16 protein-coding genes are annotated in these 20,374 nt (G+C 57.5%); 15 read left to right on the top strand and 1 reads right to left on the bottom strand.

Annotated elements, in window-relative coordinates; genetic code table 11:
- Positions 1 to 3: 3 nt before the first annotated feature.
- From PSDT_RS04620 to tpx, 9 genes are all read left to right on the top strand, one after another.
- Positions 4 to 2,550 carry an excinuclease ABC subunit UvrA gene (locus PSDT_RS04620; protein WP_006289101.1) on the top strand — a complete coding sequence of 849 codons (2,547 nt, stop codon included), beginning with the start codon at positions 4 to 6 and terminating at the stop codon, positions 2,548 to 2,550.
- Positions 2,551 to 2,594: 44 nt separating this feature from the next.
- Positions 2,595 to 3,593 carry a DUF3737 family protein gene (locus PSDT_RS04615; protein ID WP_006290366.1) on the top strand — a complete coding sequence of 333 codons (999 nt, stop codon included), beginning with the start codon at positions 2,595 to 2,597 and terminating at the stop codon, positions 3,591 to 3,593.
- Positions 3,590 to 4,813: a MalY/PatB family protein gene (locus PSDT_RS04610; protein ID WP_006290368.1), complete on the top strand. Its 1,224-nt coding sequence runs from the start codon at positions 3,590 to 3,592 to the stop codon at positions 4,811 to 4,813. The genes PSDT_RS04615 and PSDT_RS04610 overlap by 4 nt, the downstream gene beginning before the upstream one ends.
- A 76-nt stretch (positions 4,814 to 4,889) precedes the next feature.
- Positions 4,890 to 5,663 (top strand): DUF2785 domain-containing protein, encoded by a 774-nt coding sequence (locus PSDT_RS04605; RefSeq protein WP_006289104.1) that lies wholly within the window; start codon positions 4,890 to 4,892, stop codon positions 5,661 to 5,663.
- Positions 5,664 to 5,669: 6 nt separating this feature from the next.
- Positions 5,670 to 6,089 carry a DUF6176 family protein gene (locus PSDT_RS04600; protein WP_223293557.1) on the top strand — a complete coding sequence of 140 codons (420 nt, stop codon included), beginning with the start codon at positions 5,670 to 5,672 and terminating at the stop codon, positions 6,087 to 6,089.
- Between the two features lie 26 nt (positions 6,090 to 6,115).
- Positions 6,116 to 6,592 carry a hypothetical protein gene (locus PSDT_RS04595; protein WP_006290372.1) on the top strand — a complete coding sequence of 159 codons (477 nt, stop codon included), beginning with the start codon at positions 6,116 to 6,118 and terminating at the stop codon, positions 6,590 to 6,592.
- Between the two features lie 9 nt (positions 6,593 to 6,601).
- The gene (locus PSDT_RS04590; protein WP_223293558.1) at positions 6,602 to 7,312 is read left to right on the top strand and encodes a tocopherol cyclase family protein; all 711 of its coding nucleotides are present in this window, start codon (positions 6,602 to 6,604) and stop codon (positions 7,310 to 7,312) included.
- Positions 7,313 to 7,407: 95 nt separating this feature from the next.
- Positions 7,408 to 8,202 carry a beta/alpha barrel domain-containing protein gene (locus tag PSDT_RS04585; protein ID WP_006289108.1) on the top strand — a complete coding sequence of 265 codons (795 nt, stop codon included), beginning with the start codon at positions 7,408 to 7,410 and terminating at the stop codon, positions 8,200 to 8,202.
- Positions 8,203 to 8,344: 142 nt separating this feature from the next.
- Positions 8,345 to 8,845 carry a thiol peroxidase gene (gene tpx, locus PSDT_RS04580; protein ID WP_006289109.1) on the top strand — a complete coding sequence of 167 codons (501 nt, stop codon included), beginning with the start codon at positions 8,345 to 8,347 and terminating at the stop codon, positions 8,843 to 8,845.
- Positions 8,846 to 9,054: 209 nt separating this feature from the next.
- On the opposite strand, the gene PSDT_RS04575 is transcribed toward tpx, so the two are convergent.
- On the bottom strand, positions 9,055 to 11,805 hold the full coding sequence (locus PSDT_RS04575) for a heavy metal translocating P-type ATPase (protein WP_006289110.1): 2,751 nt from the start codon (positions 11,803 to 11,805) through the stop codon (positions 9,055 to 9,057).
- A gap of 106 nt (positions 11,806 to 11,911) precedes the next feature.
- Between PSDT_RS04575 and PSDT_RS04570 the strand changes: the two genes are divergently transcribed.
- From PSDT_RS04570 to PSDT_RS04545, 6 genes are all read left to right on the top strand, one after another.
- The gene (locus tag PSDT_RS04570; RefSeq protein ID WP_006289111.1) at positions 11,912 to 12,610 is read left to right on the top strand and encodes a sugar O-acetyltransferase; all 699 of its coding nucleotides are present in this window, start codon (positions 11,912 to 11,914) and stop codon (positions 12,608 to 12,610) included.
- Positions 12,611 to 12,783: 173 nt separating this feature from the next.
- Positions 12,784 to 13,599 carry a carboxymuconolactone decarboxylase family protein gene (locus tag PSDT_RS04565; protein WP_006289112.1) on the top strand — a complete coding sequence of 272 codons (816 nt, stop codon included), beginning with the start codon at positions 12,784 to 12,786 and terminating at the stop codon, positions 13,597 to 13,599.
- A 170-nt stretch (positions 13,600 to 13,769) separates the two neighbouring features.
- Positions 13,770 to 15,512, top strand: a complete 1,743-nt coding sequence (locus tag PSDT_RS04560) for a TerB N-terminal domain-containing protein (protein WP_006290376.1) — start codon at positions 13,770 to 13,772, stop codon at positions 15,510 to 15,512.
- A 63-nt stretch (positions 15,513 to 15,575) separates the two neighbouring features.
- Complete coding sequence (locus PSDT_RS04555) at positions 15,576 to 16,895, top strand: ATP-binding protein (RefSeq protein WP_006289114.1); 1,320 nt, start codon at positions 15,576 to 15,578, stop codon at positions 16,893 to 16,895.
- Between the two features lie 114 nt (positions 16,896 to 17,009).
- Positions 17,010 to 19,334, top strand: a complete 2,325-nt coding sequence (locus PSDT_RS04550) for a DEAD/DEAH box helicase (RefSeq protein WP_006289115.1) — start codon at positions 17,010 to 17,012, stop codon at positions 19,332 to 19,334.
- Positions 19,335 to 19,457: 123 nt separating this feature from the next.
- On the top strand, positions 19,458 to 20,366 hold the full coding sequence (locus PSDT_RS04545) for an alpha/beta hydrolase (RefSeq protein WP_006289116.1): 909 nt from the start codon (positions 19,458 to 19,460) through the stop codon (positions 20,364 to 20,366).
- Positions 20,367 to 20,374 lie beyond the last annotated feature (8 nt).

Genomic DNA, 20,374 nt, shown 5'->3' with positions numbered 1-20,374 from the left:
ACGATGACCGGTTCTTCCGCCGCGGCTCCGGTAGTTTCAAAGATTCCAGTAGCCATTCTAGTACGAGGGGCTCGAGTCCATAATCTGCAGAAGGTCGATGTTGACATCCCCCTCAACAAGATAGTCGGCATCGCAGGCGTCTCCGGGTCAGGGAAGTCATCCCTGGCCTTGGGTGTCCTCTACGCCGAAGGGTCTCGGAGGTATTTGGAATCCTTGTCTACCTACACCCGCCGCCGTATGACTCAGGCAGCCCGGGCCGATGTGGACGAGGTCCGTTACATTCCCGCTGCCTTGGCCCTTCATCAGCGGCCGGGCGTCCCCGGGATCCGCAGCACTTTCGGCACCATGTCCGAACTACTGAACAGTCTGCGTCTCATGTTCTCCCGTCTGGCCAGCCATCGTTGCCCCCAGGGTCATTACTGCCCGCCTTCCTTCGCTGTGGCCACTATGCAGGAGATCACCTGCCCCGTCTGCGCAGAGAAATTCTATGGGCCGGGGGCCGAAGACCTGGCCTTCAACAGTCGGGGAGCCTGCCCTCGTTGCGGAGGCACGGGCATCACCCGGACCGTGAATGAGGCGGCCTTGGTTCCCAACGAAGAACTGACCATCGACCAGGGAGCCGTCGCCGTCTGGGGGACCCTCATGTGGGCCCTCATGAAGGACGTCTGTCGGGAGATGGGGGTGCGCACGGATGTCCCCTTCAAAGACTTGACCGGCGAGGAGAAGGAGATCGTCTACCATGGGCCTGCCGAGAAGAAGCACATCATCTATGTGAATCCCAAGACCCAGCAATCGGCGGAGATGGATTTCACCTACTACAGCGCCGTCCGCACGGTGGAGAACGCCTTGGCCAAAGTCAAAGACGACAAAGGCATGAAGAGGATCGAGCGCTTTCTGACCGAGGGGGTCTGCCCGGATTGCCAGGGGACCAGACTCTCGGAAGCGGCTCGAGCTCCGAGGATAGGAGATGTCGACCTAGGGCAAGCCGCGGCTATGACTTTGACCCAGCTGGTTTCCTGGGTGTCATCCGTGCCTGAATCCCTTCCTCAGGAAATGCGACCGATGGGGGAGAGCATCTGCGAATCCTTCCTGGACATTTCCCGGCGCCTGCTTGACTTGGGCCTGGGATACCTGTCTTTGGATCGGGCCGCCTCCACTCTGTCTACAGGGGAACGCCAACGGGTGCAGCTGGCCCGCGCAGTGCGGAACCGGACGACCGGGGTGCTTTATGTGCTGGATGAGCCTTCCATCGGCCTTCATCCTTACAATGTCCAAGGCCTGACCGGGGTGATGGATGACTTGGTGGCGGATGGGAACAGCGTGGTCCTGGTTGATCACGACATCCAGGTGCTTTCCCACGCCGACTGGCTGATCGAGCTGGGGCCAGGGGCTGGATCCGATGGCGGCCGTGTCATCGGCCAAGGGACGGTCCCTCAGGTCGCCGGCTCGTCTTCCTCCGTCATCGGGCCTTTTCTGCGGAAGCAGCTGGCCGGAGGAGACCATCTGATTGGCGGCCAATCCTCCCGGCTGCGGGAGTGGATCGCTGATGACCACCTCTTCGATCTGGGCTCGATCACCCTGACCACCGACGCCATCCATACCGTCCGTCCGCTGGAAGTCAGCATCCCCCAGGGCCGTCTGACCGTGGTCACGGGGGTCTCCGGCTCCGGCAAGACCACGCTGATCCTCGAAAGCCTCATTCCCGCTTTGACGGCGATGATCAGCAAACAGAAGTCACCCCGGCATGTGGTCTCTTTGCAGGCGGAGGGTATCCGCCAAGTGAAGCTGATTGACGCGACCCCGATCGGAATCAACGTGCGTTCCACCGTGGCCACCTACGCCGGAGTTCATGATGAGCTCCGCAAGGTCTACGCCCGGACGGCGCTCGCCAAACACAGCGGGCACAAGGCCGGCGATTTCTCCTACAACACCGGCGGCCTGCGTTGCCCGACCTGCGACGGGACGGGGCGGATTTCCCTGGATGTCCAGTTCCTGCCTGATGTGGACGTGACCTGCCCGGATTGCCGGGGATCCCGGTACAGCGCCAAGGCTCACGAGGTGGTTAAGGCCATGAAGGACGGCGAGGATTACAGCCTGCCTGATTTGATGAACATGAGCGTCGACCAGGTTCTGGCGGCCTGCAAGGGTCTCTCCCTTCTGCAGCGGCGGCTCCAGGTCCTGCATGATTTAGGGCTGGGCTACTTGACCTTGGGCGAGGACACTCCGGGGCTTTCCGGGGGAGAGGCCCAGCGGCTCAAGCTGGCCAGCGAAATGGGCAAGGGGCAGACGGGATCGGTCTTCGTCTTCGATGAGCCCACTATCGGCCTCCACCCCAAGGATGTCAGGACCCTCTTGGACGTTTTCGAAACCCTCATCCAGCAAGGGGCGACGGTCATCGTCATCGAGCATGATCTTGACCTGATCCGCAACGCCGATTACATCGTGGACATGGGGCCGGGAGGGGGCGAGGAAGGCGGTAGGGTTGTGGCTGTCGGCAGTCCCCAGGAAATTCGGCGGTCAGCAGAAAGCATCACCGGGCGGTATATTTAACACAGTCTGATTTTCCGGAATCATTCGTCGGCAAAGGGGGATTCATGAGTGGCATGAATAAACAGAACCTGATTGAAAGGCAACGATTCACCGGGGAACGCGCCCTTTTCGGCATTTCCGATACGGAGATCAGAGACTCGGCTTTCGGCGATGGGGAGTCGCCCCTCAAACATTGCCGGAATCTGACTGTTACCGGTACCACTTTCGACTGGAAATACCCGCTTTGGTATGGGGACCATTTCCAGCTGGATGATTGCACCTTCAATCCCACAGCGAGGGCGGGAATATGGTATAGCGACCATGTTTCTGTGTCCAAGACCACTATTAAAGCACCTAAGGAATTCCGGCGATGCAAGGACCTGCGCCTGGAGGAAGTGACCATCCCTCAGGCGGAAGAGACCTTGTGGAACTGCCGGGACCTGGTCCTTGACCATGTGAGTGCCGCCGGAGACTACTTCGGCATGGGGTGCCGGAACGTCGGCATAGACCATCTCGTTCTGGAAGGGGACTACTGCTTTGATGGAGCGAAAAACGTGACCGTCCGTAACAGTCGCTTCCTTTCCAAGGACTGCTTCTGGAACTGCGAAAACGTGACCGTCTACGGCTCCACCATCTCTGGCGAGTATTTCGCCTGGAATTCCCGTAATGTCACCTTGATCAATTGCAGAATCGACAGCCTGCAAGGGCTTTGTTACGTAGACCATCTGGTTATGCGTAATTGTTATCTAGGCTCCACCACCTTGGCTTTTGAATACTCCTCTGATATTGACGCTGAAATCTCTGGCCGGGTGGAGAGCATCATCAATCCTCGGTCTGGTTCGATTCATGCCGATGAGATTGGGACTGTCATTCTTGATCCGGCCCAGCCTGTTGCAGACGATGCGGATTCAAGCAAGTGCGAGAATTCCGTGCAACAACAGAGCCACGATCTTCAGATTTTCGAGAAAGGAATCCGGAAAACCGATTTCCTTCGATTGGATCAAGTGACATTGGTCTCCGGAACAGATGGGGAGACCCGATTGGTGGAAGGGCAGGAAAAATGAATATGATGGATACTCGTGCTAAGGGCCAGACTTCCTATGATTTTGACCGGGTCATCAACCGTCGCGGAACCCAGTCGGAGAAGTGGAACGTAGGCGAGAACGAGCTGCCTATGTGGGTGGCGGACATGGATTTCGAAGTCGCGGAACCCATCCGGCAGGCTTTGCGACAGCGGGTCGATCACGGGATCTACGGCTACTCAGGTATCAGCGAAGACTGGTATCAGGCTTACATCTCGTGGTGGGTCAGCCGCCACGGCTGGACCATCGAGCATGATTGGCTGATTTTCACCACAGGGGTCGTGCCGGCCATCTCCAGCATGGTCCGCAAACTGACCACCCCTGCGGAAAAAGTCCTCCTGCAAACCCCGGTCTACAACATCTTCTTCAATTCCATCCTCAACAACGGTCGTTTCCCTCTGGAAAGCCCCCTCAAACTGGTTGATACCGGCCGTGCCGACGGGCGGAAGGAATACCGGATGGACTTCGATCGTCTGGAGGCGGACCTGTCCGACCCCCAGGTGACGCTGATGATCCTCTGCAATCCGCAGAACCCGGGAGGAACCATCTGGTCGGCCGAAGACCTGAAACGAGTGGCCGAGCTTTGCGCTCGCCATGGAGTGACCGTCATCTCCGACGAGATCCATGGCGATTTGACCGAGCCGGGTGTCGGCTACGTGCCTTTCGCCTCAGTCTCCCCGACGGCGAGCAGGATCAGCGTCACCTGCCTGAGTCCCAGCAAGGCTTTCAACATCGCTGGAATCCATTCGGCCGCCGTGGTCGTTCCGGATGAGCATTTGCGGCACAAGGTTTGGCGAGGCCTGAACACGGATGAGATCGCTGAGCCGAACGTTTTCGCCGTTGGAGCGGCCGTCGCCGCCTTCAATCAAGGCGGGGAGTGGTTGGACGCCCTTCGCTGCTACATTTCGGAGAACCGCCGATTCGCCTGCGACTACATCAGCGCGCAGATTCCTCTAATTCAGCCCGTTCATGGGGAGGGGACTTATCTGCTCTGGCTCGATCTGCGGGCCTTGCCTGGCCATGGCGAAGGGTTCACGGACTTCCTTCGCCAACAGACGGGACTTTTCATCACCGACGGCGCCCATTACGGCCAGGGCGGAAGCGGCTTCGCCCGCATGAATCTGGCCTGCCCTCGCGGTCTGGTCGAAGACGGGCTTGACCGGCTCCGCCGAGGGGTGAAAGCGTATTGCCAGCAGCGGTAGCAATAAACAATGGGAAACAGTGATGTTGCGTTTGTAGGTTTTTAGCCTACAAACGCAACATAGGAAGGAGCACTCAATGGATGATTCTCAAATTGATTATCTCCTCAATCATCTGGGCGATTCCGACGCGTCAATCCGTGATGGTCTTGTCTACTCGACTTTGGCGCAAGGATTTGAGGAAAGCATTTTCTCTGAAGCCCAAATGAGGAAGATCATTGCTTTCGTCACGGATGGGGAATGCCTCTACTATAAGATTGGCTCGCAAGCTGATGACAGCGTTTTCCTTCGAAGCTTCTCCGCTTTAATGGGAGCGATCTTCCTTGACTGCGACCGGCGAACTCCACTTTTGAGTCCTGAGCAGCGAAAGCAATGGTTCAGCTGGGCCGAACATTACCTTTTTGATGAACAAGACCATCGAGGTTGGGTGTCCCCATCACAAGGATGGGCTCATGCGCTCGCTCACGGCAGTGATTTACTTGATGCTGCTCTACAACATCCTCTTTTCACACCCAGTACGAGCTTTTTCGACCTAATTTCATCCTGGATGGGATCCTTGGACTATCCTTTTCATGATTCCGAAGCCAGTCGGCTCTCCTCGGCGATTACGGCTGGATTGGAAAACAAGAAATTCAAGCAGACAGACTTCGAACGATTCCTCAGCCATACTGACACTGTCTGCTGGGAAAAAGAGGAAGCAAGCGAATCCGCCCCTTGTTACTGTTTGACCTTCTGGATCAATTTTCTTCAAAGCCTTTACTTCCTATCGAATAGCGAAGAAGTCAGGAGCTCCTGTTCTCGGTATTGCAGGGGTTATTATCTGCGTATGGGATATCTGCCCAATGACAGATAGACATGATTGGCAATACAGCAAATATTCATGGCAAAGGATTTAATGATGACACTGCATACTGAGCTCACACGGTACAAGGTCAAAAAAGGCAAAGAGGATAGGGCCCGCGAATGGATGCGTTTTCTGAATGAGAACATCGGCGAGACCTTGCTCACTTTGAAGAATGAAAGAATGTATGTGGAAGACATCTTCTCCGAGGTCATTGACGGACAGATGTATCTTTACTGGTTTTCCTATCAGGGCGATGACGCTCAGGCCGTAGAGGAGTCTGAGTCTTGGATTGACAAGAAGCATCTGGAATATTGGGACGAATGCCTTGTTTGCGAGCCGGATGATCATGGCGAGGATCTTTCTCTTGAAGTTTCCATGGTTGAGCCGAGTCTGAGCATATGGATCGAGGAAGAGTTGAATCCCTCTCAGGAATAAGAGTTTTCCGAAAGAAGAGTCCCAGGATGTCAGCAATCTCCGCATTCAATAAGCATGATATTTCCCGTGATGCCTGCATGTTGCGCGGCCCTCTGCGCAAGAAGGGCTACGACTGGTGGTGGCATTCCTTCACTGCACAGGATGCTCAGACGGGCGAAGACAAGGCTTTCTTCGTGGAGTTCTTCCTGTGTAATCCCGCGCTCGCCGAAGACAAGAAAGGGCCAGGGTCTGGCCCGATTTTGGGGCAACTATCCGAGAACAAGGCCGCTGGGCAGAAACCATCCTACGTGATGGTCAAGGCTGGTTGCTGGGGAGAGGACCATTGCCAACTGCATCGCTTTTTCGCCTGGGATCAGGTGGACCTTCATGCGGATGCGCCTTACCAAGTCCAAGCCGCCGACTGCCTGGCGTCGGAGACCAGGCTCACGGGCAGCATCACCATCAGCGAAGAGGAGGCCGCCGCCCATCCGGAATGGATGTGCGACAGCGGTTCTCTTTCCTAGGATTTGCAGGTGGACAAGCAAGTCGCTTTCAACGTCGGCTATGGGGCCAGCAAACCTTTGCGGGATATCGAAGCCTTCGCCATGTATTGGCATGCGGAGGGCATGAAAACCGCCTATCAGGGGCGGATAACCCACAATGGCCGCGTTTATACGGTCAGCCCGGAGAAATCCTATGGCTATGCGGACAAGAACTGGGGGCGGGACTTCACCAGCCCTTGGGTCTGGCTTTCTTCCAACTGCCTGGTCAGCAAGAGAAGCGGGGAAAGGCTGGAAAACAGCGTCTTCGACATCGGCGGAGGCCGGCCGCAAATCTACCCCCTTCCTTTGAACCGTCGGCTTTTGGGCGCCTTCTGGTATGAGAGGAAAGAGTACGATTTCAACTTCTCCAAACTCCATGAACAGGTGAAGACAGATTTCTCCTTCGATGAATATGGTCCCCAGGGACCTGCGGATGATGACTTGGTCCATTGGCATGTCCGGCAGGAGAGCATGCGAGCCGTCATGGAGACGGATGTCTATTGTAGGAAAAGCGAAATGCTGTTCGTCAATTACGAGGCTCCGGACGGCAGCAAAAAGCACCAGCGGCTATGGAACGGCGGGACTGGTTTCGGGTTCGTCAGGCTTTACGAGAAAGAGGGATCGCTACTGACCTTGGTTGATGAGATCGAGGCCAGTCATGTGGGCTGCGAGTACGGTGAATACGGGGAGCGGGAAGACTAGGGAACAGGCAGGCTAAAGAGCGGACGGACTAGGGAATGCGGGGAGTAGCCAGACCAAGACGGCCTTCGTCCCTTTGCGGTGTCATAATGCTTTGCATGGAAAATGTCGATGTTGAAAACGCGGAGAAGACCGAAGGCCTTGAGTCCAAGCGGATCCCCCGTCTGTCGGGGACTTTGCGGGCCCACTCCATCGAGCTGCCAGACGTCATTTGGAAGGCCAAAGGCATGGTCGTCCTCGGCAGACGAATCAAGTCGATCATCTTCTCCACCGATATCGCCATCATCCGCAACTGCAACGCGGACGCGGTCCTAGCCGTCTACCCTTTCACCCCGCAGCAGGTGATTTCCGAAGCCATCATCGATTCCTCCTCCATCCCCGTCTTCGTAGGAGTGGGAGGGGGCATGACCAAAGGTCTGCGGTCCGTCCTCATCGCCCAGGACGCAGAGGCCCAGGGAGCCTTTGGGGTCGTTGTCAACGCCCCGATGAGCAACACCAACATCCGTCTGATCAAAAGCGTCATCGACATCCCCATCATCGCCACCGTGGTCACGGATGACGAAGACATAACAAGCCGTTTGGGCGCCGGTGTGTCCATCCTCAACGTCGCCGCCGGCAGGAAGACCCCCGGAGTCGTCGCCAAAATACGGTCGGAATTCCCGGATGTCCCCATCATCGCCAGCGGAGGCCGGAACCAGGAGTCGATCCTGGAGACCATCGCCGCCGGGGCGAACACCATCAGCTTCACTCCACCTTCCAGCGGAGAGATCTTCAGCAGCATGATGGGCCAATACCGGGAGGCCAAGACCCGGAACCCCGACCTGACCCTCAACACCTTGGACACCAAGCGCAACGAATTCAGGGACTTCATCGAGATCTTCCGTAATAAGTGACGCGAAAACGGAAGAGGGGAGGGAAAGAAGAATGAGAGAAAGAGGAGGGGAGAAAGTCCTCTTCCCCCTACGCTGAAAGCTATGGTCTTCCTCTGCATGCCCATGGTAGTTTCGTAGTGAAAACCCAAAGAAAGGATGACCAATGCAGGTTCAATTTGGTGGAGAAGACCGCGAGCTGGCCGCAGAGCCGACCGAGGTAGGGCAGGAGCTGCCCGAATTCACCCTTCACAAGGCCGACGATTCCCGGGTCAAGAGCGCGGATCTTTTCAAAGACAAGACCCTCATCTCCGTGGTCCCGAACATCAACACCTCCGTCTGCTCCTTGCAGACCAAGCGTTTCAACTCCGAGATGGACAAGTATCCGGACGTGGCTTTCTACACCGTCTCCACCAACACGGTGGAGGAACAGAAGGATTGGTGCGCGGCCGAAGGCGTGAAGAACATGGAGATGCTCAGCGACGCCGAGGAGCAGTCTTTCGGGCGAAATGTGGGCGTACTGATGCCGGCCTTGGATTTCGACGCCCGCAGCATCTGGATCACTGACGGCAGCGGGAAGGTTCTCTATCGTGAAATTCTGCAGAACCAGCATGAAGAGCCTAATTATCAGGCCGCTTTGGCTTTCCTGAAAGGGATGGGGAAGTAGTCCCGAAGCTGGTTGAGCCTTCGTGTGGCTGGGGGGAGCCTCGGACTTCCCCCAGCTTTAATTTTGTGAGCTTTCGAGTTAGAGGCTTTAAGCTATAGGCAAGTTATAAGCTTCAAATTTATACGTTAATTTATACTCTAACCTTTAAGCGCTGAAGCCTCGTCTTAATGCATTGCTTAATTCTTAGTTAAGGCTCGATCAATTCTTGATTAATTTCGGTCAAGGGAGACGAAGGTGTAATCCTTGTCCTCGATCGCCTGCCTGATTTGGCTTTCCTGGACATCTCCCGACAAAGTCAGTTGGGCCGTCCCCGTCATATGGTCCAGTTCCGCCTGAGAGACTCCATCCAGGGCTTCCAAAGCCTTCTTGAGGGTCATCTCGCAATGGGCGCAGGACATGCCGTCGATATGGACCGTTTCATGGGTCGTTAGGGGTCCTCGGTTATCTTGAATCGTTTGGTTTTCTTGTGACTGATTCGTCATGGCGTTTTCCTTTCCGATGATAGGTTTCCCGATGATGGGATTTCCTGTATTTCCAGGCTTTTCGGTCTTTTCGGCATTCTCCCCATTCCCGATATTCTCGCCGGCGGGGGTTGAGGATTCTATGGCAGGTCTCGAAAGGTTCGAGTTTGTTGGCGTCTTCCGAGCGGGATGGACCTTATAGAGGTTCAGACGCAAGGCGTTCAGGCAGACGGTCACCGAAGACAGGCCCATGGCTGCGGCCGCCCACATGGGGCTGAGGCTCCACCCGGGGATGGCTCCGGCTGCGATGGGGATGAGGACCAGGTTGTAGGCGAAGGCCCAGAACAGGTTCTCGTGGATATTCCTGACGGTGGCCCGGCTCAGGCGGACGGCCGCGGCTACGTCGGTCAAGCGGGAATCCATGAGCACCACGTCGGCGGCGTCGATGGCAACGTCCGTCCCCGCCCCGATGGCGACACCAACATCGGCCCTGGCCAAGGCCGGAGCGTCGTTGATGCCGTCCCCGACCATGGTCACCTTCCGCCCGCCTTGCTGTAGGCGGACGATTTCCGCTTCCTTTTCCTGCGGAAGCACGCCCGCGACCACATGGTCGATGCCGGCTTGGGAGGCGATGGCTTGGGCGGTCCTTTCGTTGTCTCCGGTGATCATGGCGGTGGTGAGGCCCATCTCATGAAGCTGCCGGATGGCTTGGGCAGAGTCGGCCTTGATCCCGTCGGCGACGGAGATGAAGCCATAGACCTCGTGGGGACTGGCGAAGAAAAGCGGGGTCTTGCCCTCCTTCTGCGTCTGATGGGCTTGGTCCAGAAGGTCGGAGGGGATTTCCATTCCCTGCTTTTCCAGGAGAGACGAGATATAAGGGGCGTTTCCGGCGTAAAGAAGGTCGGATCCCACCGTGGCTTCGAGCCCTTTCCCGGGGAGGGTATGGAAATCCTTGACTTCCGCAGCTGGCTGAACTCCCATGTCTTGGGCCTTGCGGAGGATCGCCTGGGCGTAAGGATGCTCGGATTGGGCTTCCAGACTGGCCGCCAAAGATAGAAGACGACGGGCGTCCACTCCCGAACCTGCTACTGGGACGATGTCCACCACCTGGGGCCTGCCTTCGGTGACGGTCCCGGTCTTGTCCAAAGCGATGACGGACGTGCGTCCGATTTCCTCCAAGGATTGGCCACTCTTGAAGAGGATGCCGGAGCGGGCCCCTAAACCATTGCCGACCATGATGGCCACGGGGGTGGCCAGACCCAAGGCGCAGGGGCAGGCGATGAGGAGGACGGCGACGGCATGGGAGAGCCCCAGGGAGAGGGGATGACCGGTGGTTAGCCAGAGGACCAGGACCAGGGCCGCGATGGCGATGATGACGGGGACGAAGACGGACGAGACCTTATCGGCTATGCGGGCGACGGGGGCCTTGGTCCCCGCGGCGTCGGACACCAGACTGACGATCTGGGAGAAAGTCGTATCCGCCCCGATCCGGGTGGCCCGAGCCTTGAGAAAACCGGTCTGATTGAGGGTTGCGGCGGAAATGGTGCTGTCGACCTCCTTACTGACCGGGGCGGACTCCCCGCTCAAGGCTGATTCGTCCACCGTGCTGGAGCCTTCCACCACAACCGCATCGACCGGGATGGCCTCGCCCGGCTTGACGACGATGATGTCTCCCAATTTCACCTGAGAGACCGGCACCCGTCTGGTCCCCTCCGGCCCTTCGACCGTCGCCTCCTGAGGAGCGTGGGACAGGAGTGATTTCAAGGCATCGGTCGTATGGCCTTTGGCCAGGGATTCCAAAGTCTTGCCCACGGTGATGAAGGTGAGGATCATGGCCGAGCCTTCGAAGTAAAGCTGATGATGGTAGAGGTCCATCATAACGGCGGGGGAGGCGGAAGTCATGCGGAAAAGGATGCCAAGGGACCAGAGGAAGGAAATGGAGCTTCCCAAAGCGACCAGGGAATCCATGTTCGGGGCCAGATGGGCCAAGGATTTGAAGCCGGAGACGAAGAAATCCTTGCCGATGAAGAGGACGGCCAAAGCCAGGAGCATCTGGGTCAGGGCCAGGGCCGGCATATTGCCGGCCAGGAAGGCGGGTAGGGGCCAAGCCCACATGCTATGACCCATGGAGATATACATGATGGCCAAAGACAGAACCAAGGACCAGGCCAAACGGCGCAGGAGGCGGGGAGTCTCATGGTCTTCCAAGGCGCGGGTCAGGGAGGATGAATCCGAATCGGAGATGGCGGAACCGGTCTCGGTCGGCTGGGAGTCCGACCGAGATGTCTCTTGGGAGGCTTCCTTCAAAGGCTTGGCCCGGTATCCCGCCCTGTCCACCGCCTTCATCACCTCTGCCGGGGAAGCCTGGCCTTGCACGGTCAAGGTATTGGTTAGCAAGGAAGCGGTAGCGTCCGTCACTCCCGGAAGCTTGCAGACCGCTTTCTCCACGTGAGTCTGGCAAGCCGCGCAGGTCATGCCAGAGACCAGATACTGTTCCATAAAAATAAGACCTCCTTGCTGTCTAGGAAGAACACTCTAGTCAAACGAGACGAAGCGGAAACCTTCCCCGATTTTGCATTCCGTGAAATCTGATAGACTGATGGGCATGACAACAGATGTCGCAGTCCCCTCTACCCCCGATTCCCCTGATTTTCTTGGTCTTCTTGATTTTTCCGGCCTTCCTGAATCAACCCAAGAGCAGGAGAAGATGCTTGCAGGCAGAATTTACGACCCCGCCGACCCCCGGCTGGTCGCCTTGCGCGTCCGCTCGCATAACCTGAGCAGGGAGTACAACGGCTTGGATGAGACGGACCCCCGCCGCCAGCGAATCCTCCAAGGGTGGCTGGACCTGCAAGGAGAGAACGTCTTCCTGCAAGGGCCCGTCCAATTCGATTACGGATGCTTCACGAGCATTGGCGAAAACAGCTACGCCAACTTCAATTTCACCTGCCTGGATTGCTGCCCGATGACCATCGGGCGCAACGTTTTCATCGGGCCGAACGTCTCCCTCTTGACCCCGGTGCATCCCCTCCGCTTCCAGGACCGCAACCTTTACCGCAATGCCCGGGGGCAGATGACCGACCATGAGTATGCCAAGCCCATCGTTATCTCGGATAACTGCTGGATAGCCGGAAACGTGACCGTCTGCGGAGGGGTGACCATAGGCGAAGGTTGCGTCATCGGCGCCGGCAGCGTGGTCACCAGGGATATCCCCTCCGGCATGGTGGCCTTTGGGGATCCTTGCCGTCCGATCCGGCCCATCACCGAAGAGGACGGAATGAGTGACCTTTTCGAGGCTGAATAAGGTCGTGGGACTGTTCTTTTCCTAGCTATGCTTTTGACGGAAAGCGCCGGTTGGTTCTAGAATTCTGTTCAGGATTCCTCTATCGGAATCCTGACAATCGTTCGGGGATGGGTCCGCTGGAAAGCGTATCCGTGATTTCCCTCCTCGTCCATCGTTTTCGGTAGGAGGTCAAGATGGCGAAGATCGTACAAACTGCTGGTCGGGACAGGCTGGGGGATTTCGCCCCTCAATTCGCTCATCTCAATGATGATGTCCTTTTCGGCGAAGAATGGAACAATGAGGACATCAGTCTGAAAGCCCGGTCCATCATCACCATTTCCGTTTTCATTGGCAGGGGACTGGCTGATTCCTCACTCTTGGCCCATCTAAAGTCGGGCAAGGCCAATGGGATTAGCAAGACCGAGATCGCTGCCATCATCACCCATGCGGCTTTTTACGCCGGGTGGCCCGTCGCTTGGGCCGCCTTCAATCTGGCCAAGCAGGTCTGGAACGACGATCGGGCTGACCAAGCGGAGGCGGAGGCCGGCCAGGGCAAAGCCGACCAAGATAAGCCAGCCTGCGACGAAACGACGAGCTTGGAGGATTACGCCAAGACCATCTTCTTCCCCGTTGGCGATACCAATGACGCCAACGCCCAATATTTTGAAGGGCAGAGCTACCTGGCCCCCGTCCAGGCGGAGGGGGTCCCCATTGCGAACGTGACTTTCGAGCCGGGATGCATCAATCACTGGCATGTGCATCACGCTTCCCAGGGCGGCGGTCAGATGCTGATCGCCGTGGGCGGCCGTGGGTACTATCAGATCGAGGGTCAGGACCCGGTGGCGATGCTCCCCGGCGACGTGGCCTTCATCCCCGCCAACGCCAAACACTGGCATGGGGCCGCCCCGCATAGCTGGTTCTCTCACCTGGCTTTCATGCGTCCGGGAGAGGACCTGGAGAACGAATGGCTGGAGCCGGTGGACCGGGAGACTTATCTTCGTTTATCCTAAGGCGCGGCTCGGCGGTTTAGCGGCTCAGTGGTCCAGGGTCCAGCTGGCAAGGGCTTCGAGGAGTATCAGGAGTTTCAGGACCACTGGAGAGCTATCAGGATTGTAGAACTATTGGGACTATAGAACTATCAAGGATAGGCATATCGTGATATGGCATATAGCATTTAGGTATGGATAAGGTCATGGATTCCTTTTCCCATGGCTACTATCATGATCAGCCTGTTCCTGACCGTCCGACCGGCAGGATCGATGAGGTGGATTCGGATTCTGACACCCCGCCCCTTCCTCCGACGGCCGGCCAGGAAGCGCCTGACCTGTCGAGTTATTATCCTCATGCCCGGTCAATCGCCGATCAGAACCGACAGGCCGCCACTCAAGACGGATCGATAGGCGGCTTTGGCGGATCGGACGGCGTTTACCACAGGTCCGCGGGCGCTTATGGCAGGCCGATTGGCAGGTCACAGCGGTCGGCTGCGGTGGAGATTCCTGCGAAGATCCAAGCCATGCGTTCTTTGGAGATTCAAGGGGGCAAATGGTTCAAAGGGTTCAGGACCCCGGAGCACATCTTCTATCAGGAAGCCCTCCTCATGGCGGACTATGAGGACGACTATCTGTACCCCCTGCCCGTCTTCCATCAACGGCCGTCTTATAAAAGCCTTTCTTCCCCCGAATTGCGCGGGTATTTCGGCTGGCGCTCCCGCTGGAGGAAAGGGGAGAAGCAGGCTGAATCCACGACTTTCGCCCAGCTCTATGCCAGCGAGTTGATCAATCTGGTAGGCGTGGGTGGGGTGGAGGAAGGATATGCCCGTTTACGAGAATTGGTGGATGATTACCGGGCTTTGGATCCTTCCGCCTTCTTCGACGCCAACCAGCTCTTGAAGGATTTCCGGCTTCAGTATCGGTCGGAGGGGGAGCGGGAGAATTTAGGTGATGATAGGCCTGGCCCTGACGAGGTCTGGGACGGGGAGCTTTTCTTGGTCCGCGACCCTGATCGGCATGAGGATGGGGAGCTTTTCTCTGCCTTGGCTGGTTTGGCGGCCAAAGACGAACGCGCCCTGCTCGACGGGGCCGCCCGCGAGGATGAGGGGCTGGTCCAAGCGGTGGTGGCCCGAGTCTGGCGGGGGATGGCCGACCACTACCGGCGTCGGCGGAAATCCAGCCTTTTCGACGATTACTTCGGCCCTCGAACCGTGGAACCTTATTTCCCCTTCCGTCGCTATCTCTTTTACGCCCGGAAGGATGGCCGGACTTTCGATGTGGACTGGGACCCTCTGCGTCTTTATCGTTTCCATCAGGGCTCCTGGACCGTGACCTCCTATCCGGCCACGCGCAAGAAACGAGGGAAAGTCGCCAATCTCCTCACTGGCCTCCTGGCCCTCCTCGCCCGGGACGATCCGTCCCCTTCTTCGTCCTCCTTGCCGCGGTGGATCTCCTCTTTGGCCTTGGAGGAGAAAGAGGCCGTCCTGGAAGAGAGGCGACGGGCGCAGGCCCGGCGGATTACCATTGATTTCTCCCGTTTGGACGCCATCCGCCAGGACTCCGCCCTCACTCGGGACAAGCTCATCGTCGATGAGGAAGAAGATATAGAGGAGGAAGAGGACGCAGAGGATAGGCAACACGAGCTTTTGACACCTGACGAAGTCGAGACTTTCGAAGAAGCCGTGGATTCTGGCGGAGGAAAGGACGAATGGGGCTTGACGGAAGAGGAAGACCGCTACCTGCGCTGCCTCTTGGCCGGCGAGGACCTCTCCTGGCTTTCCCAAGAGGGGCTCATGGAATCGATCCTCGTGGATTCGATCAATGACCATCTGTTCGAATTCTTCTCCGATACGGTGATAGAACCCGATCCGCAAGCGCGGATCGTGGACGATTATCGGCGGGATTTGGCCGAACACTACGGTTTGGATGGATGACGAAGGCTTTTGATAAAATAGAACAAATGTTCGAAAATCTATCGACGATTCCAAAGGGGCATCATGGGGGCAACGGTTCCTCGGCGCATTGGCCAGGCTTTGATCAACTCGCTCAAAGGCGGCGTCGTGCCTCGTCTTGGCCTGCCTTACATCACGGTGGGTCGGAAGAATGAGATCGACGCCCTCCTTCATGATGCCGACATCATCGCGGAGGGAGGGGCTTCCTTCCGCTTCGTCGTCGGCCGCTACGGGGCCGGGAAAAGCTTCCTCCTGCAGACCATCCGCAACTATGTCATGGCCAAGAACTTCGTGGTGGTCGACGCCGACCTTTCCCCGGAACGGCGGCTTCAGGGCACGCGCGGCCAAGGCTTGGCCACCTACAAGGAGTTGGTCCAGAACATGTCCACCAAGACCCGGCCCGAAGGAGGAGCCCTGACCCTGGTCTTGGACCGTTGGATCAACCAGGTCCAGAAGGAGGTGATGGACCGGGAGGGCTTGTCTTTGGCCGACCCCAGCTTGGGAGGCCTTGTGGATAAGGCCATCTCGGATGCCATCTACGAACTCAACGACCTGGTCCACGGCTTCGATTTCGCCCGCCTGCTCACCCTCTACTATCACGCCTACCTAGGCCAGGATGACGAGACCAAGGCCAAAGTGGTCAAATGGTTCAGGGGCGAATACCAGACCAAGACCGAAGCTAGGCAAGAGCTGGGGGTGAACGTCATCATCACGGACGACGACTGGTACGACTATTTGAAAGTCTTCGCCGCCTTCCTCAAAGGGGCCGGGTATGCCGGCATGCTCATCCTCATCGATGAGCTGGTCAACATCTATAAGATCCCCAATTCCATCACCCGGCAGAATAATTACGAGAAGATCCTGACCATGTATAACGACGCCATGCAAGGCAAGGCCCATTATCTGGGGGTCATCATGTCCGGGACTCCGGAATGCATGGAAGACAGGCGCAGGGGGGTTTACAGCTACGAGGCCTTGCGCTCGCGGTTGGCGACCGGGCGTTTCGGGGGAGAGCATCGGGACCTTTTGGCCCCGGTCATCCATCTGGAGCCTCTGACCTATGAGGAGATGCTGGTCTTGGTGGGGAAGCTGGCTTCCATCCACGCCGGCCTGTACGGCTACGACCAGAGGTTGACCGATCAGGACCTTGCCCGTTTCATCCAAGTGGAGTTCGGCCGCATCGGGGCGGACAGACATATCACCCCTAGGGAAGTCATCCGGGACTTCATCGAATTGCTGGATATCCTCTATCAGAATCCGGGGTTGGGCTTGGAAGAGGTCATGAAATCCGACGATTTCACTTACGCCCAGAACCCGATCCTCGAAGAGGGTGGACAGGATGAGTTCGCCCAATTCCAGATCTGACGGGGACGTGGCGAAGGGCAAAGGCGAACGGATATGATGGATTCAACGGGAACAGCGATTTAACGGGCATGACGGATATAACGAACGTGACGGGCATAATGAAGGCAGGTGAATATGGACGTCTTTGACAGGTACGCGCCTTTCGTGCAGGATTTCATCTATCGGAACGGCTGGAGGAATCTACGGGCCGTGCAGGTCGCCGCGGCCGACGTGATCTTCAACTCCGATGACAACCTCCTCCTCACCGCCTCCACCGCCTCCGGCAAGACGGAAGCCGCCTTTTTCCCCATCATCAGCGAATTCTGGGAGCGGCCGCCGGCCTCCATCGGCTGTCTCTATATCGGTCCTCTGAAAGCCCTCATCAACGACCAGTTCCTCCGTCTGAACGAGCTGTGCGATCAGGCAGGGATCCCTGTCTGGCATTGGCATGGGGACGTGTCCCAATCCCATAAGGACAGGTTGATGAGGAACCCTTCCGGTATTCTGCAGATCACCCCTGAATCCTTGGAATCCATGGTGATGCATAAACACATGGCCATCCCCCGCCTTTTCGGGGACCTGCGCTACGTGGTCATCGATGAGGTGCATTCCCTGCTTAGAGGGGACAGGGGCGGGCAGACCCTCTGCCTGATTGAACGCCTATCCCGCCTGGCACAGGTCAACCCGCGCCGGATCGGGCTTTCGGCGACCATGGGGGATCCGGAGAAAACCGGGGAATTCCTGTCGGCAGGAACGGGACGCAAAACCGCCATTCCCCGATTCGAGTCCCCGAAATCGACCTGGCAGCTGTCCATGGAACACTTCTATGTGAAAGACGAGCAAACCGCTGGAGGCAGGCAGATAGCCTCGGCCGCCCACCTGCAGGAAAAGCCGACCGACAAGGCCCCTCAAGCCGCCGATCCCGGCTTGGCCTATATCTTCGAGCATACGCGTGGAAAGAAATGTCTGGTCTTCGTCAACTCGCGGGAAGAATGCGAGTCCGTGACCAATGAGCTGCGGCATTACTGCGAGCTGAACCATGAGGCGGACCGCTTCCTCATCCACCATGGGAATCTCTCCGCCTCCTACCGGGAGACGGCCGAGATGCTCATGAAAGATCCGGAACAGATCTATACGACGGTCACCACCTCCACCTTGGAGCTGGGAATCGACATCGGCAAGCTGGAAAGGGCCTTTCAAATCGACGCTCCTTGGACCGTCTCCTCTTTCCTGCAAAGGATGGGCCGGACCGGCAGGCGGGGGCAACCTTCGCAGATGTGGTTCGTCATGCGGGAGGACGAGCCTGAGATCCGGGCTCTGCTTCCGGCCACCATACCGTGGAAACTCCTGCAAGGCATCGCCTTGATCCAGCTTTATCTGGAAGAGAATTGGGTGGAGCCGCCCCGGCTGGACCGCCTGCCTTTCAGCCTCCTCTATCATCAGACCATGAGCACCCTGGCTTCCAATGGGGAACTGTCCCCGGCCGCTTTGGCCTCCCAGGTGCTGAACCTGACCTACTTCCACCGGATCAGCCAGGATGATTACCGCCTGCTTTTGAGGCACCTCATCCAGATCGGACACATACAAACGACCCCTCAAGGGGGCCTCATCATAGGCCTCAAAGGGGAGAGGGTCGTCAATTCCTTCAAGTTCTACGGCGTTTTCCAGGAAAACGAAGAATTCACCGTCCGTTACCAATCCCAGGAGTTGGGGACGACCGTCCAGCCTCCGCCCCCAGGAGAGAAAATCGCCATAGCTGGCCGCGTGTGGTTGGTCTGCGATGTGGATGTGAAGAAGCACGTCGTCTATGTGGACGCCATCAAGGGGAGGGTCCCCGCCTACTTCGGCCAATGCCCGGGGGACATCCACGACCGCATCCTGGAACGGATGAGGCGGGTCTTGCAGGAAGAGACCGCTTACCCTTATCTGATGAGCAACGCCGTAGCCAGGCTGGATCAGGCCCGCAGGACCGCCATCCAGTCCGGCGCCGAAAACCGGCATCTCATCCATCTTGGGGGAAAAATGTGGTGTCTTTTGCCTTGGATGGGGACTTACTCTTTCCTGGCTTTGGAGCGTTTCCTCAAAATCAGGTGCGCCCCGCGGCTGGGATTGAAGAAGCTGGATTCCTCCCGTCCCTTCTTCATCCAGTTCTCCATGGACGGCGACGAAGACGATTTCTATCGGGTCGTCAAGGAAGAGGTGAACAAGGGCTTCAAACCCAGCGACCTTCTCTACCCCAAGGAGGTGCCTATCTTCGATAAATACGACGAGTATGTGCCGGTCGAGCTCTTACGCAAAGGGTTCGCCTACGGAATACTCAACTGTGATTCCATGCGGGAGAAGGTCAAACAGTGGATAGAAGAAAGGCATGGGAACGCGCAGTCTCCGACCGCGGCTGCGGGCTCAGGCCCTCGACATCTTTCTTCGGCCAGTATGTCTCAAGCTGCTTACCGGCGGTGACCATTGGGCCTATAATGGGCCCAGAGGGTTCGCGGATCCATAAGATCCGCGCGGACGGTCCATGTGGACGATCCGCATGGACGATTCGCGGGCGCACAAGCGGTCCCAGGCAAAGGAGCATCAATGACAGCGACACTCAAGTCCCTTTTGGCGGCCAAGGCCTTCGCCATGTCGGCCAAGTCCAACGACGATAAACGCGACGCCGGTCTTCCCACGGATCTGGAAGGCATCACCCGTTTCAACGACATCGTTTACGGCCCGGCCAAGAAGCCGGGCAATCTGCTCGACATCTCCATGCCTTCCGATCGGACGGCGGATAAAAGCGACGATCCGGTTCCGGTCATCATCAACATCCATGGCGGCGGATGGATCTACGGGTCCAAGGAGACCTATCAGTTCTACTGCCTCCATCTGGCCACTTACGGTTTCGCCGTGGTCAATTTCACCTACCGCCTGCCCCCGCAGGTGGAATTCCCCGGGGAGATGGACGATGTGAACTTGGTCTTCCATTGGGTCGCCGACCATGTGGGCGAATACAACCTAGATGCAAGCAACGTTTTCGTCGTCGGGGACAGCGCCGGCGGTCAGATGGCCGACCAATACCTGACCATCCTGACCAACCCTGACTATCGGGCCAAATTCGGCTACGAGAGGCCGGATCTGACCGTGCGGGCCGCAGCCATCAATTGCGGGGCCTCCTTCATCACCGCGAAGGGCATGATCTCCAACGGGATCGACGCCTACTTCACCGCCGACGTCGTCAAAGAGAAGAAAGACCTGATGGAGACGGAGAAGTACATGACCAAGCGGCTGCCTCCGCTTTTCCTCATGACTTCCAACCAGGATTTCATCCGTGATTGCACCGTCCGTCTGGACGGCTTCCTCCTAGCCAAAGGGATCAGGCATGAGTTCCATTCCTACGGGGATGAGAAGAACCCTCAAGGGCATGTTTTCCACTGTGATGTTCGCAACAAAACCGCGCTGGAATGCAATAAGGAGGAGATGGAGTTCTTCCGCCGTCATGTGGGATGAAACCCTGA

It is taken from the genome of Parascardovia denticolens DSM 10105 = JCM 12538, from assembly GCF_001042675.1.
Lineage (GTDB): Bacteria > Actinomycetota > Actinomycetes > Actinomycetales > Bifidobacteriaceae > Scardovia > Scardovia denticolens.
Note: the sequence above shows the minus strand (reverse complement) of the source record. Positions and strands in the feature narration are given on the sequence as shown.

Excerpts from the sequence above, each read along its gene's own strand:
- PSDT_RS04575 (WP_006289110.1), bottom strand. The coding sequence starts at position 11,805 with ATGGAACAGTATCTGGTCTCTGGCATGACCTGCGCGGCTTGCCAGACT.
- PSDT_RS04595 (WP_006290372.1), top strand. The coding sequence starts at position 6,116 with ATGTCAGCAATCTCCGCATTCAATAAGCATGATATTTCCCGTGATGCC.
- PSDT_RS04570 (WP_006289111.1), top strand. The coding sequence starts at position 11,912 with ATGACAACAGATGTCGCAGTCCCCTCTACCCCCGATTCCCCTGATTTT.
- PSDT_RS04560 (WP_006290376.1), top strand. The coding sequence starts at position 13,770 with ATGGATAAGGTCATGGATTCCTTTTCCCATGGCTACTATCATGATCAG.
- PSDT_RS04550 (WP_006289115.1), top strand. The coding sequence starts at position 17,010 with ATGGACGTCTTTGACAGGTACGCGCCTTTCGTGCAGGATTTCATCTAT.
- PSDT_RS04585 (WP_006289108.1), top strand. The coding sequence starts at position 7,408 with ATGGAAAATGTCGATGTTGAAAACGCGGAGAAGACCGAAGGCCTTGAG.
- PSDT_RS04565 (WP_006289112.1), top strand. The coding sequence starts at position 12,784 with ATGGCGAAGATCGTACAAACTGCTGGTCGGGACAGGCTGGGGGATTTC.
- PSDT_RS04555 (WP_006289114.1), top strand. The coding sequence starts at position 15,576 with ATGGGGGCAACGGTTCCTCGGCGCATTGGCCAGGCTTTGATCAACTCG.
- PSDT_RS04545 (WP_006289116.1), top strand. The coding sequence starts at position 19,458 with ATGACAGCGACACTCAAGTCCCTTTTGGCGGCCAAGGCCTTCGCCATG.
- PSDT_RS04615 (WP_006290366.1), top strand. The coding sequence starts at position 2,595 with ATGAGTGGCATGAATAAACAGAACCTGATTGAAAGGCAACGATTCACC.
- PSDT_RS04605 (WP_006289104.1), top strand. The coding sequence starts at position 4,890 with ATGGATGATTCTCAAATTGATTATCTCCTCAATCATCTGGGCGATTCC.
- tpx (WP_006289109.1), top strand. The coding sequence starts at position 8,345 with ATGCAGGTTCAATTTGGTGGAGAAGACCGCGAGCTGGCCGCAGAGCCG.
- PSDT_RS04620 (WP_006289101.1), top strand. The coding sequence starts at position 4 with ATGACCGGTTCTTCCGCCGCGGCTCCGGTAGTTTCAAAGATTCCAGTA.
- PSDT_RS04610 (WP_006290368.1), top strand. The coding sequence starts at position 3,590 with ATGAATATGATGGATACTCGTGCTAAGGGCCAGACTTCCTATGATTTT.